This is a genomic window from Coprococcus sp. BIOML-A2, from assembly GCF_009875795.1.
GTDB lineage: Bacteria > Bacillota > Clostridia > Lachnospirales > Lachnospiraceae > Coprococcus > Coprococcus aceti.
Genome location: NZ_WWSI01000003.1, coordinates 246,413 through 261,578 on the forward strand (window position 1 = coordinate 246,413; position 15,166 = coordinate 261,578).

Consider the following 15,166-nt stretch of genomic DNA (forward strand, 5'->3'; position numbering starts at 1 on the left):
TCATATCTTACATTTTATATCCTGCTGCCCGCATCTTACACATCATGTTCAGCATCGTACTTTTCTGCGTCATACACGATATTTCCGCCACAGATTGTATAGTGAACCTTTCCCGGGAGAGTCCATCCGGCAAATGGACTGTTGGATGCCTTTGACGCAAAACTGTTCACTGTCCACTGTTCATTCTCGCCAAATATGACTATATCCGCAGGAGCTCCCTCTGCTATCTTGCCCGGTTCCATGCGGTAAAATTCTGCAGGATTCCTGCTCATTAGTTCCATGAGCTTCATGAGTGAGATATATCCAGGCTGTACAAGGGAATATATTCCAAGGGCAAGAGATGTCTCAAGCCCTGTTATTCCACTTGGCGCCTTGTCAAGCGGTCTCGCCTTCTCCTCACTGCTGTGCGGGGCGTGATCCGTCACTATCATATCTATTGTGCCATCCTGTATTCCCTCTATGATCTGTCTTCTGTCTTTCTCGGTTCTGAGTGGAGGATTCATACGCGCCATGGTTCCGTACTTCAGCACAGCATCCTCTATAAGGGTGAAATGATGTGGAGTTGCCTCCGCATGTACGTCCGCTCCAAGCTTCTTTGCAGTTCTCACTATATCCACGGAATTGCCTGAGCTTATATGCTGTATGCACACTGATGCACCTGTGTGAAGTGCAAGGACGCAGTCCCTTGCAACCATAATATCCTCCGCTGTGCGGGATGCACCGCCGTATCCAAGCTTTTCTGATACTTTTCCCTGATTCACTCCCGGCTGTACAATGAACAGCGGATCCTCTTCATGAAGACTCACCGGAAGATCAAGATCCCTTGCCTTCTCCATAGCCTCAAGAAGAAGCTTCTCATCCATGATTGGGATTCCGTCATCGGTAAATCCTGCTGCACCTGCAGCCGCAAGACTGTCCATGTCCACGAGTTCCTTGCCAGCAAGACCCTTTGTGACTGTGGCTGTCTGAACTACATGTATTCCGGTCTTTGCACCTTTATCCTGTATATACTTGAGAGTCTCAAGGTTATCCACCGCCGGCTTTGTATTCGCCATACATACCACCATCGTGAAGCCTCCTCTTGCAGCGGCGGCGGCACCTGTCTCGATGTCTTCCTTGTACGTAAATCCCGGATCGCGGAAGTGTACATGTGTGTCTACCAGTCCCGGTGCAACTACAAGTCCATCTGCATCGATGACCTCCGCACCCTCTGCCTCCAGATCGTATCCTGTCTTAACTATATGATTGCCGTCGATGAGCACATCCATGACCTCGTCTGTATGGGTGACCGGATCAATGACTCTTCCATTCTTTATCAATAACATTTGCCTGTTCTCCTCTATATAAATATTTTATTACTGTCTGTATGTGTTCTGCGGATCATACTGTGACGACTGACCGTAATGTGGCGGCTGACCGTAGCCGCTATACTGATTATTCTGCTGTGACTGCCGGCCATACTGGGTCTGCTGGCTGTAGCCATTCTGCTGATCGTACCGCTGTGGCTGACCATAGCCACTTGACGGCTGATTGTACTGTCCTGGCTGTTGAGTATAGCTGCCCGGCTGGTTGTACTGCCCCGGCCGCTGACCGTAACCATTCTGCTGACCATACCGAGGCTGCTGGCCATAGCCACTCTGCTGACCATACCGAGGCTGCCGGCCATAGCCACTCTGCTGATTATTGTACTGATCCGTCTGGCCGTATGCATTTGGCTGGAAGGTGTTCTGCCGCTTGCCATATACATTTGGCTGATTGTACTGCATGTTCTGTCCGTACATATTTGGCTGATTATATCCACACATAGGTATATATCTGAAGTTATACGGATTCACCCATATAGGATTTACCGCTATGATATGATCGTTCTTTGCCGCATGGGATATGAGCAGGAACATCAGAACCACCGACAGGATCAGAACCAGTATGCACAGGATCACGCTGGTGTCATCAATCGACAGCACAAAATCATACAGTCCGTGTATTCCCATGGCGCTAAAATACGCTATCAGCATATTGCCTGCGGCACCCTCGCCCTTGTTCGCATTCTCTCTCGCCTTTGAGTAGAAATATCCCATGATAACGCCGCATGAGCAGTGAAGTGGGATTGCTGTCACAGCCCTCAGGATTCCGAGTCCTATTCCACCCTGGAATACATACAGGATATTCTCCAGTGTTGCAAATCCGAGCGACGAGCACACGCCATATATAACGCCGTCATAGCTGTGGTCAAAGTTCTTATTTTTCCATGTAAGTATTAACATTCCAAGAAATTTGCCCAGTTCCTCGATCATCGCCACTATAAAGAAGCAGTTGACCAGCTCATAAACCGCCGTTCCGGATTCCAATCCCATGTAGTATAACAATACGCCCCCAACCAGCTCCACGACTACTGCCGGTATCGTGCTGACAGCTCCCAGAACCGCAAGCCATACTAGCAGGCTCATTGGATCCCTGCTATTCTTATTTCTTCTGACTACAAATAACAGCAGTAACACCGAAGGTAATACTGCAAGTCTCAATGCAAATGCACTCATCCTTTACTCTCCCTGATATTTTCTTCCGTATAAATATATATACATATTAAAGATACCATTTTTAGCGTGAATCCACAATAAGCAGAGGCCTTTACCGACATTTTATTTCATTAATTAACTTTAATTTAGCCTAAATACAACTCAAGGCAGGTCATTCCATTTCAGAAGACCTGCCTTGAACCAATTTTCAAATGTATTCAGTTACGACTTACTGTGTGACATCAATATCTCCGCTACTAGTCTCGATATTGCACTTTTCATCTGCTCCCTCAACCGAGTCCGGTACATTTACATCACCGCTGGATGTCTTTGTATTGTATTCATACTTCATTTCTGAGCCAATACCGATCGATACATCACCACTGGTTGTCACGACATTGATCTCAGAAGCATCACAGTCTCTAATCATTACGTCACCACTTGACGCACGACCGTTTATACGTTTTGCCTTTATACTGCCAGATGTGATATTGCCACTGGAGGTCTTCAGATCAATATTATCCATCACCACATCACTTAGACTTACATCACCACTGTTTGCTGATATTCTTGTATCCTTTGACGATACACTGTCAAACTTAATGTCACCACTGCTGGTCGCCACTGTCAGAGCATCTGCATTTACCCCCTTTACGATCACATCGCCGCTGGCGGCCTCTATATCGATATTGCCTATTGCCAGATAATATTCCATATCCACGTCACCGCTGCTGGTCACGATCTTCAAATCATCGTACTCCGTGCCGGCCAGATACACCGTCACGGACGGCCATGCTCCAGAGTACATACCAATGGAAATGTTAAATGCCTCGTTTCTACTGTCATCTGCGGTTATCCTGAGCACGCCATCTGATATATCTACATGATGTGTCAGATTCTCGCAGTCATAATACTCCACATAACTTGTATCTCCACTCGCCTTCTTCACGGCAACATCCACATCTGATGCGCTTTTTACATCAATTGCAGTGAATTTATCTTTTATATCAACAGTCTTCTTTACGTAATTAACCGGCTCCGATGTCATGTGTGCCAGATTCACAGTCACATTTGGCCATCTGAATCCATTTACAGCAAGTGCTGAGATCACAGTGATAATGCCTGCCACGATCATGACCGATGCAACAATAACTGCTTTCTTTGTTCTACTCATGACTATTTCTCCTTTACAAACATTCTCTTTATTCCATTCACACTGGCCTTGCAGACCTTAAATATACCAACCGTAACAGGCTTAACCGATACAACAAACAATATCGCTATACCAACTCCTATGAGTGCTGCTCCGAGCATGAGAACTGCTGTGTAAGGGCTGTGGGCCACGAACAGAGGTATGGTACATATCAATCCGCCTATTCCCGCCACCACAAAGCTGAGCACCACCGCATAGAATGATATAAGAAGTGCAAATGCAACTATCCAAAGTGTGAGCAACAATACCGCCGCTGTAATGAGAAGTGGTATCCACACCGGAGAACCAAGTACTATGAGTACGACCTCCCATGCCTTGAGCTCGTGCTTTGGCTTGATCTTCTCCTTCACAAGCTTTGTAAGCGGCATATCTTCAAGTATCTGCTCCACTGCTGCATCAGGTGATCCCATATCTGCCACAGCCTCCTCCTCGGAAAGGCCGTCCTCCACGCGGTCATCTATCATCTCGCTATAGTAATCCATAAACCTGTTCACATCATCAGCCGGCATCGCACTGATCCTGCTTCTTATCGACTCAAGATATTCCTGTTTGTTCATCTCTGACTTCCTCCTTCACAATAAATCTGTATATGGATTCCAGTTCCTTCCACTCTTCCTTGAACTCTTCTATCCTAGCTCTTCCGGCATCCGTAATATGATAATACTTTCTGAGTCTTCCGTTGTGCTCCACGGAATGAACCGTGAGCAGCGCTCCCGCCTCAAGTCTTCTGAGGATAGGATAGAGTGTGGACTCTGATATCGTCACATACGGCTTCATATCTTTGATGATCTGATATCCATAGGAATCCTCGTCCTTGATGGCCGCAAGCACACACACATCGAGCATCCCTCTCTTCAATTGTATATCCATCGCTATACCTCCTTACGCAGTATACTATACGTCACATAGTATTATATGTCAAGTAGTATTTTCAGCACTCTACAAAAAGGAACAACAATGGAGTCAGGCACCTTTTACATAGGTTTTACATTAATGTATATGAAACATAACAAGCAGGGCGGGACATCTCACCAATGGGATGTCCCGCCCTGCTTACAAATTATATTCTGCTATATCTTAATCTGACACATGATATGTTTTCCATTATAGTATGTCGATGACATACTCCTTGCTGAACGAATGGCCAGCCTCAAGACTGTTTGAATACTCACGGTCCGCCAGATCTCCGTCATATCCCTCGCGGTCACACCTGCCAAACCAAGGCTCTATGCAGACAAATGGCGCATGTTTCTTTGCAGGAGACCATATGCCTATCTGCGGCACATCAAATCTCAACTGCAAAACCGGCGCATCAGATGAGTTCCTTAATGTAATCGTATTTATACCCTTACCATCCATGATCAGGGCATCCTCATCAAACATCTCATCACGCAGCTTTAAGACTCCATCTGTCAGTCTGTGCGTAACTGTTCTATCTCCAAGAACTCCATTTGCTGTCAAAAGACCACATTCAATCTCGTTCTTACCTGTGTGCATATCCAGAGAATAACCGCCGATGCCTCCCTCACATGCAAATGCAGGATGGGCACCGATAGAAAAATGAATCGTGTCAGTTCCCTCATTCACAACGGTCCACATAACATGTACAGATGAACCTTCAAGTCTGTATCCTATACAAAGACTGAAATCAAACGGATAGCTCTTCTGCCATGTATCATTCTTCTCAAGCACAAACAGCAGTGTATCACCAGTCTGGCCACCCACTACAAACTCGCTGTCCCTTGCAAATCCGTGCTGAGGTATATTCTCATAAACCACCCCGTTATGTCTGTAACGCTGTCCTTCAAGCTTTCCCACAAATGGAAACAGCACAGGAGAAACTCTTCCCCAATACTCAGCATCACCGCACCACATGTATTCTCTGTCTGTCTCGATACTCTTCAGGCTCACAAGCTCAGCGCCGTGAGTATTCACCTTTATAGCGATCTTATCATTTTTTAATTCAACAATACCCATCATGTCCTCCTATACTCCAGCCAGTCTGGCTGATCATAATTTGCAAATAATATTATACACTTTTATAACATTATAACACAGGTACAAAAAAATACGGTCGCTTAATGAACTAATAAGCAACCGTATTTTATATAATTAAGCAATAGTCGCTGTCGGGGTTCCAAGTATCACATGAAGCCCCTTCTCCTTTGCCTTGCTGATGACATGATCGAAGAACGAAAAGTCATACTGCCCCTCCGTCTTCTCCATGATATGCCATGCAAACTCCGCTATACGGATGACATTGCATCCAAGCTCTACGATATTGTCCATATCCTCATCGATCATGGATATGTCCCACTGCTCTGGATAATAATCCACACCTCGTTATCCAAGCGCGATCATTCTGTTGATGCAGCGGGAAGCTCCCTCCATCACCTCATCAGAAAGGACTATCTCTTCGCCACCTGTGCCCTTTAATACATTCAATATGTCAACCAGGGTAGTAAGCTTCATATTATGGCACATCAGCTTTGAAGAAATTGGATAGAACATTTTGTCAGGGCACTCATACTGAAGATGCTCCACAATACTGTGCTCTGTACCGATGATAAATTCTTTTTTCTCTGACTTTCTGGCATATGCCATAATTCCTGTGGTTGAACCTACATAATCAGCCTCTGCAACTACATCCGGCCTGCACTCAGGATGGACAAGAAGTTCCGCATGTGGATGTAACTCTTTTGCCTTCAAAGCATCATCTAGGGTAACCGCAAGATGTCTAGGACATCCGCCGTTAAAAAATGCAAATTCCTTTTCCGGCATCTGCTTTTGAACATAGTTTCCAAGATTCGGATCTGGAATAAAAAGAATCTTGTCATTATCAAGCTTGCTGCAGATCTGCACTGCTGATGAGGATGTCACACATACATCACAGGCAGTTTTCAATTCAGATGTCGTATTTATATAGGCGACAACCGCATATCCCGGATACTTCTTCTTCATCTCATCCAGCGTTTCAAGGTTCATCTGCTCAGCCATCGGACATCCGGCTTCAGGATTAGGCAGGTACACATTCTTATCAGGGGACAATATCTTACATGTCTCCGCCATAAAACGCACACCACACATTATTATATTTTTGCGGGAATCCTTGCTCGCCTCTACGCTAAGTCCATATGAATCTCCCATATAATCTGCAACTTCAAGAATCTCATGTCCCTGATAAGCATGTGCCAGTATGCAGAAATCTTTCTCTTTCTTCAGTCTGATTATCTCTTCCTGTATCTCTTTTATCGTCATTTTATTCTCTCCAAATCATTTTGTATTATTTCTCCCACTCCTGCCACGGAACAAGGAAGCCTGTCTCATCGAGCTTCTGCTCTATGTTGTCCAGGATCTCTTCACTTGGAGCCTCTATCAGATGGTAATGATATCCGTTCGTAGCATTTCCAAGCAGGGACGACTGGCTGTTTTCCAATTTTTTCATAAATTTTGCCACGTCGTATCTGGAAGCAATATTCATCTTTGCAGTAACACGATTGTACACCGTATGACTTATACTTACATTCTTTACAACACCGCCATAATCAACTATGATCGTGAGTTCTTCCTCAGTCCTGTCATAACCGTGTTTTACTTTAAACTCTCTCTGACATTTTGATTCATTCTTGTATATATAACCCCTGTTAGTTGCAATTATGCCATCATCAGCCGCCCTGATCACTGCAATATCCTGCACTATTATCTGTCTGCTGACTTCAAATTCTGACGCAAGCTTATTTGCCGGAACAGGGACATCTGAATTCTTCACAATGTCAAGTATCCTTTCCCTTCTCTCTTTTGCCTTCACTTTATCCCTCCGCATGAAGATTTTTCATCGATATATCCATTATAGGTGAGCTATGTGTAAGCGCACCGCTTGATATATAATCCACTCCCAATGATATCAGGCTCTCTATGTTCTCTTTTGTAACATTGCCTGAACATTCTGTCTCCGCACGTCCATCGATCAAATCAATCGCAGCCCTCATCTGATCCGTTGTCATATTGTCAAGCATAATGATATCGGCTCCCGCTTCAACAGCCTCTTTTACCTGATCCTGTGTCTCAACTTCAACCTCTATCTTGCGAACAAATGGTGCATACTCCTTTGCCATTCTCACTGCATTGGTTATACTTCCCGCAGCGCCTATATGATTATCCTTAAGTAATACTCCATCCGACAAATTGTATCTGTGATTGCTGCCTCCGCCGACTCTGACTGCATACTTCTCAAATATACGGCAATTAGGCGTGGTCTTTCTGGTATCCAGCAGAGTAGTCTTGCTTCCTTTAAGAAGTTCTGCAACCTCATGGGTATATGTAGCTATACCACTCATACGCTGCAGGTAATTAAGCGCAACCCTCTCTCCAGAGAGAAGAACCCTGATATCACCAGTCACAATTCCCATAAGCTGGCCAGCCTTCACCTCATCGCCATCTTTGCAGAAGAACTCAACCTCAGTGCTGTCATCTAAGAGTGTAAATACTCTTGCATATACATCAAGTCCTGCAATGATTCCATCCTGCTTGCATATCAGGTCTACTTTTCCTTTCTGTGCCTTTGGCATCACCGCATTTGTGGATACATCCTCACTTGTGATATCCTCCTGTAAAGCCATCATTATAAGCTTGTCCGCATTCAATTTCATTGTTATCTGATTCATTCTCAGCCTCTTCTTTCCGTTTCTGTCAAAACTATATTCTTATATTCTCTAAACAAACCATCTATATCTTCATATTCAGACAGATCTATATTCTCTTCTCCGCAGCCTCTGTGCTCTCTGCTGAACATGATATCATCTGCCGCTCTCTGTGCAAATACAAGCGACTCAAGTAACGAATTGCTTGCCAGTCTGTTTCTGCCATGCACTCCATTACATCCAGCTTCTCCTACCGCATACAATCCTTCCATGGATGTCCTTCCGGCGAGATCTGCCTTCACTCCGCCCATGTGGTAATGCTGAGCCGGCACAACCGGTATCGGTTCAACAAGCACATCATATCCTTCATCCTTGCACTGCTTGTATATATGTGGAAAATGCTGCAAGATCACATCTCTTCCAAGCGGTCTCAGATCTTCCCACACATGCTCCGTTCCATCTATCTCCATCTGTTTCCATATTGCATGGCTGACTACATCACGAGGCTGCAGTTCATCTGTAAACCTTTCGCCCGCCTTGTTTAGAAGCCATGCGCCTTCGCCTCTCACAGATTCAGATATCAGAAACCTTCTTCCTTTATTCCGGCTAAACAGTGTCGTCGGGTGAATCTGTACATAATTCAGATTCTCTACCTCTACACCATGTTTTAAGGCAATTGCTATGGCATCACCTGTTATATGGGCAAAATTCGTTGAGTTCTTATATATACCTCCGATTCCACCACACGCCAATACAACATTGTTGGATCTAAGTATGCTTATATTCTTGGCCTCATCAGCTATAACCACTCCACCACAGGCATTGTCATTGCAGATGATGTCGAGCATAGTCGTATACTCATATATCTCGATATTAGATTTCTTCTTTGCACATTCCAGCAAAGTGGATGTAATCTCTTTGCCGGTAATATCCTCGTGGAACAATATTCTGGGCTGGCTATGAGCTCCCTCCTTGGTGAAGGCAAGCTTTCCGCTCTCATCTCTCTCAAATCTGACTCCAAGCCTTATCAATTCTCTGATAACAAGATTCGATGATCTGATCATAAGATCGACTGTCTTTTTATTGTTCTCATAATGGCCGGCTCTCATGGTGTCTTCAAAATAATCTTCGTAATCTTCCTCACCCCGCAGCATACATATGCCGCCCTGGGCCAAAAAAGAGTCGGACTCATCAGCCCGCCTTTTTGTGATAATACAGACCTTTTTTGTCTCTGGAAAATTCAACGCACAGAACAAACCTGCAGCGCCAGTTCCCACAATAATAACATCATATACAGTGTTCATCATTTCTCCTCTTCAAGTAGGCATCATATTATTCTTTATAACCTGACTTGCATATAAACATAACATATGTAAACACATATGTAAAGATATATGTAATGTTATGTGTAAACTTTTGATGTAAAGTTTTGAATTGGAGTTTTCTGTACACCGTCTCTACTTTAAGACTTTCTTTATCTGTTTCTCTGTAGCTATCGGGTAAATATCATCCATATGCTTCACTATCCTCTTCCACGATTCCTCAGGACTCTCACCATATGCGGACGTCACATGATCATATCCCCACAGCTTCTCCGGCATGGAATACACAGCCACATTCCAGCCGTATTCCGCCCCCCTTTTGTTCACCCGCTTTCTAAAATCGCATGCACACAGATAAGTCTGCATCTGAAGCTGTGTCATCGTACCCTCAAAGCCCTTCTCACCGTCCTTGCCAAATCCGGCAAGTTTCTTGATATCAAATGAGAACAGCGCTGTATCATACATACTCTCCAGTTTTTCTGCTGCAAATTCCGCATCGCTCTCCTCATCTATCCTGTCATCCATGAACAGATCCATGATCTTCTTCTGTCTGAATGATGCAAGCTCATCATCCCATCTGGCATCGAAATCATATCCAGCTCTTCTATAATTTGCAAAATACGGGAACCATTTCTTTGAGATAAATCCCGCCTTATTGTGGAAAAATTTGCCGTATGCGATATCGCCTCTTCTGGCTATGATCTCGCGCCACACCCAAGGATCCCTCTGCGCATCCTCACTCCACCAGTATTTCTCCGTGGTTCGCTCTTCCACCGAAAATCCAGGTATCTCATTCCGGAAAAGAGGCAGAAATCCCACTTTCTCTATATATCCGATAAGTTCATCCACCGTGTGCAGGCACTCCGGATCATCCTCCGAAACTCCATACATGATCCATGTTCCGTCTTTTGATTCCATAAACTCTCCTAAATTATTCGCCCCTCAAGGTGATCCATCTCATGGAGCACTATCTGGGCTATATATCCGTTGAACTTCATACGCTTTTTTGCAAATGATGCATCCTGAAACTCTACTTCTATGTCTCTATACCTTGTCACCTTTCTCGTGCCGTCCAGAGACAGACATCCCTCCTCTGTCTCGTAAGCCCCCGACTTTGACAGGAGTACCGGATTCAGCATGACAACATTGGCAAATCCCATACTGACGATGATTATCCTCTTCTTATATCCGATCATGTTGCCCGCCATGCCGACGCACCTCGCCTGATTTGCCGCTAATGTGTCCTGCATATCTGCTATGATCCCCGCATCCATAGTCGTCATCGGAGATGACTTCTGGCTGAGAAACATCTGATCTCTTACTATCTGTTTTACCATGGTCTATTACCTTTCCTTATCTACTCACCATTCTTCACGTACAGGAATAATTTCGACTTGAGCAGCTTCTTCGGCGTCGCCGAGATCTCGCATATCTCCTCGTATATGCGGTTGCACACGATAAAATACGCAGCCAGGGCAGTCAGCACATTCTTCTGATTTGCGCTCTGGAAATTGTACTTTCCCGTCTTCTCATTCTTCTCGCTTCTGGCATGTTTTACCAGGTTATAGTCATTCCACCAATCCGCGATCCTGCCATCCACAAATGCGCTGAACGGCTTCAACTCGATATCTTCAAATGTGTCTATCGTCCTCACTGCGTCAAGCCTGATAGCCGGGAATTTCCTAAGCACAGGAGTAAGCCTGTCATGTATATTGTACTTCTTCCTGTAATCGTCCTCCTCTACCATCTTGCAATATATCTCAATCAGAGAATCAATATTGCTGCAGATGTTCAAGAACATATTTATGTATCTGCTTGAAAATGTCGGGAAGTTGCTCTTGTGAATGTCCACATACTCCGAACTGATCCTGACATCCTTCTCAATGATCTGGTATTGCTTCCAGAAAATGTTCAGAAATTCCTTCTCGGTTATGACAACTCTGGTCTTCTTCACCAGAACATTTACCCACAAATGTCCCTGACCTATCCTGTCAAGCCTGACATCCTGACTCGTCCATACATCCTCAAGCGATGCGCCTGAAACCAACGCCACCATATCGCAAACCCGGGCCTCAGTATAATTGGCAAATGTCCTTCCATCATCCCGCGTCCGTTCACTCTTGCCGTACTTCCACGAAGCATACAATACCCCGCCGACCCTGAGCGCCTTCATAGCCTTCTCAAGGATCTTGTGCATATCGCTCTTGGCAACATGGAGCAGCGAAGCACATGCCCACACAGCATCAAATTCATTTTCGTAATTCATGTCCTCAATGCGCTTATGTACAGCCTCTTTTCCCGTCAGCTCCTGAGTTTTCCTGCACATAGCCTCAGACGCATCCAGAGATACGACATCATATCCCTTGTCCAGAAAATATTTGCTGTCACGGCCACTGCCGCAGCCAAGATCAAGAATCCTGCTGCCCGGCTTGAGATGTTCCTCAAAGCGCTTGTAAATGTCCGACATGTCTGCATTTCTGGTTACCTCTGAATATCTGTCAGCATGTGTGTTGTAGTATTCTATTGTTCTATTTGTGTTTTTATCATCCATTAAAATCTGACCTCTTCCGGTTCGTTGGTGGTGAGGTTTCGAATCCCCCTCCACCTTCATATGTATCTACAGATTATTTGCCTTTCGCAGCAGCTTCTCAAATGACTCCGCAAATCTCTGGTCATCCTCTTCTGTCCTCTTCCTCGGCCCTTTGATATGATTCCTGCTCGATGCCCTTCTCGCCTTTTTATTCAAATGTCTCTCCATAAGCATCTGATCGATATTCTCATTTGTATACCACTTTCCCGATTGGTGTATCGCAAATGAACCTTTTCCCAGTGCCATCGCAGCCACGCCATAATCCTGAGTAACAACTATATCACCTCTATGACAAATGCTTATCAGCTTGTAATCCACAGCATCCGCTCCGGCACCGACCACGATAACCTCGCTGTAATCAGATGTGAGGACATGGTTCGTATCGCATAAAAGCGTTACCGGGATGTTGTATTTTGTTGCTATGTCTTCAACTATATCAACCACCGGACACGCGTCAGCATCAACAAATATCTTCATTGACCTAGTCCTTTCTCGTGCTGTCTCTACAGCAACGACTTTAATTTAGACGCCTCCTCTTCTGTAAGTGTCACACCCTTACCCATCTTCTCATGCTCCGGTGCCCACTCTCTGATATCATACTTTGGTGTGCCACCGTTCCACGATATCTTATTAAGTTCCTTAGTCCATCCCTTTGCACTTTCCGAGATTACTCCTATGTGCTCCACTATTTCGTATTTAAAATCTGCCATTTTCTATGTATCTCCTTTATCATTTAAAGATAAAGCCCGTCACAACTCTTTGTTTGATGTGATGGGCCGTTGTTAATCATTATATCTGTTTTTATGAGGCTTTTCAATGATGCTATCTACAACAGTAGAAATTATTTAAGGTTACTCAACTTTCGTTACATAGTGATGGAAACCTGATCTACAACAGTAGAAATTATTTAAGGTTACTCAACTCCAAATTGGTGTTTGTGCACAATTTTTTTGTTTTATAACCACTATATACAGTCTTTGTTTGTTATGTTCATATCTGTTGAGTAACCCCTTAATTTTTTCTCAGAAAGACTGAGGTTTGCATTACTGAATAACTATAAAATTCTTCTCGTCATTCTTGGCATAACCAAATCTTAACACCTCACAACTCGATGACATCTTAAATATAATGACACTGTCCTCTTGTGTGAAGTTTTTTTCAAATCTATTAGTTATATCAGTAACTATGTTATCTATTATACGCTGACTGTTATCAATTTCAAATACTGAATATTGTAATCTATGTCCAAACCTAGATAAATATTTGGAAAATTTTGTTCTCAATTTATCATCTGATATATCATAACTCACAACGATCATATATACGTCTCCCCTGTTGAACATTATCACTTCTAATGTAATTCAAAAGTCGGTAATTGTTCCACACTTTTCCTTTTCATAAAAAATCTATAGTACCTTTGTATATATAAGAAGATATCATCCTTATAATCAAGTATTGCCGCCATGATAAACTGTATATACGACGCATTGTTTTTCATTTTCAAACACCATCTGGTACCATACAATTCAAAATCATCCATTTTACATTGACCTAGATTTATCGCCTTTCTTATTGCATAATCCACGATTGGTCTCATTGGTTCCATTAAATCACATACCAGTGATTTTCTCATATAAAAACACCTGTGAAAAACTCCATAATATGTGTCAAATCCATATACCTGAAGCATCGCATCTACGACATTAAAAAGCATAGTATATCCAATATCTAGTGTAACATTTAAGTAATCACTCTTTATACGAGGTTTTCTGCCATTCCAGGATACATTATCAAACATTCTTGGGAAATATACTTTTGCAGCATTTCCCTCTATTCCCATAACACACAAATAATCCATATCACTATCCAAGGAATTGGCAAGATTATCCAATATTGATATTCCTTCATTTAGATAATCATTCCTATTTCTTATCTTCTTTAAGGCCACAGATTGATTTGCTATCTTGTTCTTTTCAATCATCGTACCTATTTTCTTGCCGTTATACTTATATTGATTTGTTCTTAACAGCGTATTACCCTCCATTCTGGCTCCCATAACTTCATAAACCTTAAAGCTTGTAGTCATTAGGCATATTGAAAACCCGAATTTCTTACTTCGCTGTATAAGCCCACTAGTTATAGATACATTTCCAACTATGCAAAGCATGAATAGTCTGTAACAAGTGGACTGATATTTTATCTTGCCATTTTTATCTTTTACTACAATGTTATCATTGGAAAATGTAAGTTTATCCCCATCCTTGGGAATCAAAAAAATAATTTGTTTCTTACTAAAGTCATTTGCATTCAGCACTTTCAGTCACCTCTACTCGCCGACCTATCGCATGCATCTTCATATATACAATTTGCACATTTCTGAGAATTTTCTTGGACAAACTTATCCATATCAAAAGCTCTCATATCCGAAATCAACTGTTCAAACCTATTCTTCATATCTTTATCATTTTCAGGTAAATCAATATTATAATTTTTGTTATCATCTATGCTGTGGATTCGTAATGAATCCACAGCATATCCCATATCTATCATTGAATAATACTGTCCGTACAACTGAAATACATATCCATCATAGATTCTGCTAACATGCTTCTTTCTCTCCACGAGCATCTTTTTTCTCGAATCATACATATCTATTTTTCCAACCAAACGATATTTATCCGAGTACACATCCAAACCTGTGACAATATCTTTTCGTGTTGAGTATTTCCCCGTATCAACAGATTCATGAGCTTTAGTTCCATTTAGCTGTGACTTTGTTTGAAACGTAAGTACATCAGCTCCTCCATAAAGTCCATGAAAATATATTGACACAGGACAAAATATAAAATCATTAAGATTCGATATCAATATTATATCATCCATTC

At 43.0% G+C, this 15,166-nt stretch carries 19 protein-coding genes; all 19 read right to left on the reverse strand.

The features are described 5' to 3' along the window. Window positions 1-35: 35 nt before the first annotated feature. The 19 genes from GT575_RS08075 to cas4 all read right to left on the reverse strand — a co-directional run bounded on the left by GT575_RS08075 (window position 36) and on the right by cas4 (window position 15,164). The gene (locus GT575_RS08075) at window positions 36-1,325 is read right to left on the reverse strand and encodes a dihydroorotase (protein ID WP_055224160.1); all 1,290 of its coding nucleotides are present in this window, start codon (window positions 1,323-1,325) and stop codon (window positions 36-38) included. Window positions 1,326-1,355: 30 nt separating this feature from the next. After that, the gene (locus tag GT575_RS08080) at window positions 1,356-2,537 is read right to left on the reverse strand and encodes a PrsW family intramembrane metalloprotease (protein ID WP_055280029.1); all 1,182 of its coding nucleotides are present in this window, start codon (window positions 2,535-2,537) and stop codon (window positions 1,356-1,358) included. A 208-nt stretch (window positions 2,538-2,745) separates the two neighbouring features. Further along, entirely contained in the window at window positions 2,746-3,690 is a 945-nt protein-coding gene (locus GT575_RS08085; protein WP_161171842.1) for a DUF4097 family beta strand repeat-containing protein, read from the reverse strand. A gap of 2 nt (window positions 3,691-3,692) precedes the next feature. Further along, window positions 3,693-4,286: a DUF1700 domain-containing protein gene (locus tag GT575_RS08090; protein WP_015534789.1), complete on the reverse strand. Its 594-nt coding sequence runs from the start codon at window positions 4,284-4,286 to the stop codon at window positions 3,693-3,695. Continuing rightward, window positions 4,264-4,599: a PadR family transcriptional regulator gene (locus GT575_RS08095; protein WP_022216808.1), complete on the reverse strand. Its 336-nt coding sequence runs from the start codon at window positions 4,597-4,599 to the stop codon at window positions 4,264-4,266. The genes GT575_RS08090 and GT575_RS08095 overlap by 23 nt, the downstream gene beginning before the upstream one ends. A 234-nt stretch (window positions 4,600-4,833) precedes the next feature. Further along, the gene (locus tag GT575_RS08100; RefSeq protein WP_015534791.1) at window positions 4,834-5,706 is read right to left on the reverse strand and encodes an aldose 1-epimerase family protein; all 873 of its coding nucleotides are present in this window, start codon (window positions 5,704-5,706) and stop codon (window positions 4,834-4,836) included. Window positions 5,707-5,841: 135 nt separating this feature from the next. After that, window positions 5,842-6,066 (reverse strand): beta-galactosidase, encoded by a 225-nt coding sequence (locus tag GT575_RS08105; RefSeq protein ID WP_070097446.1) that lies wholly within the window; start codon window positions 6,064-6,066, stop codon window positions 5,842-5,844. A 6-nt stretch (window positions 6,067-6,072) separates the two neighbouring features. Next, window positions 6,073-6,987, reverse strand: coding sequence for a quinolinate synthase NadA (gene nadA, locus GT575_RS08110; protein ID WP_015534792.1), 915 nt, complete (start codon window positions 6,985-6,987; stop codon window positions 6,073-6,075). A 25-nt stretch (window positions 6,988-7,012) separates the two neighbouring features. Further along, a complete protein-coding gene (locus tag GT575_RS08115) occupies window positions 7,013-7,537 on the reverse strand; it encodes a transcription repressor NadR (RefSeq protein ID WP_156327928.1) in 525 nt (174 codons plus the stop codon). A gap of 1 nt (window position 7,538) precedes the next feature. Continuing rightward, the gene (gene nadC, locus GT575_RS08120) at window positions 7,539-8,393 is read right to left on the reverse strand and encodes a carboxylating nicotinate-nucleotide diphosphorylase (RefSeq protein ID WP_161171843.1); all 855 of its coding nucleotides are present in this window, start codon (window positions 8,391-8,393) and stop codon (window positions 7,539-7,541) included. A gap of 2 nt (window positions 8,394-8,395) precedes the next feature. Continuing rightward, window positions 8,396-9,676: an L-aspartate oxidase gene (locus GT575_RS08125; protein ID WP_161171844.1), complete on the reverse strand. Its 1,281-nt coding sequence runs from the start codon at window positions 9,674-9,676 to the stop codon at window positions 8,396-8,398. Window positions 9,677-9,826: 150 nt separating this feature from the next. Continuing rightward, window positions 9,827-10,609, reverse strand: a complete 783-nt coding sequence (locus GT575_RS08130) for an AlkZ-related protein (protein WP_161171845.1) — start codon at window positions 10,607-10,609, stop codon at window positions 9,827-9,829. Between the two features lie 8 nt (window positions 10,610-10,617). After that, entirely contained in the window at window positions 10,618-11,028 is a 411-nt protein-coding gene (locus GT575_RS08135; RefSeq protein WP_015534796.1) for a peptide deformylase, read from the reverse strand. 20 nt (window positions 11,029-11,048) lie between these two features. Further along, a complete protein-coding gene (locus tag GT575_RS08140) occupies window positions 11,049-12,242 on the reverse strand; it encodes a class I SAM-dependent methyltransferase (protein ID WP_161171846.1) in 1,194 nt (397 codons plus the stop codon). 66 nt (window positions 12,243-12,308) lie between these two features. Continuing rightward, complete coding sequence (locus GT575_RS08145) at window positions 12,309-12,758, reverse strand: YaiI/YqxD family protein (RefSeq protein WP_055224173.1); 450 nt, start codon at window positions 12,756-12,758, stop codon at window positions 12,309-12,311. Between the two features lie 26 nt (window positions 12,759-12,784). Next, window positions 12,785-12,991, reverse strand: coding sequence for a YdbC family protein (locus tag GT575_RS08150; protein ID WP_004853874.1), 207 nt, complete (start codon window positions 12,989-12,991; stop codon window positions 12,785-12,787). Between the two features lie 333 nt (window positions 12,992-13,324). Next, window positions 13,325-13,624 carry a CRISPR-associated endonuclease Cas2 gene (gene cas2, locus GT575_RS15550; RefSeq protein ID WP_334296678.1) on the reverse strand — a complete coding sequence of 100 codons (300 nt, stop codon included), beginning with the start codon at window positions 13,622-13,624 and terminating at the stop codon, window positions 13,325-13,327. Window positions 13,625-13,632: 8 nt separating this feature from the next. After that, window positions 13,633-14,595: a type V CRISPR-associated endonuclease Cas1 gene (gene cas1, locus GT575_RS08160; protein ID WP_161171847.1), complete on the reverse strand. Its 963-nt coding sequence runs from the start codon at window positions 14,593-14,595 to the stop codon at window positions 13,633-13,635. A gap of 2 nt (window positions 14,596-14,597) precedes the next feature. Beyond that, complete coding sequence (gene cas4, locus GT575_RS08165; RefSeq protein ID WP_161171848.1) at window positions 14,598-15,164, reverse strand: type V CRISPR-associated protein Cas4; 567 nt, start codon at window positions 15,162-15,164, stop codon at window positions 14,598-14,600. Window positions 15,165-15,166 lie beyond the last annotated feature (2 nt).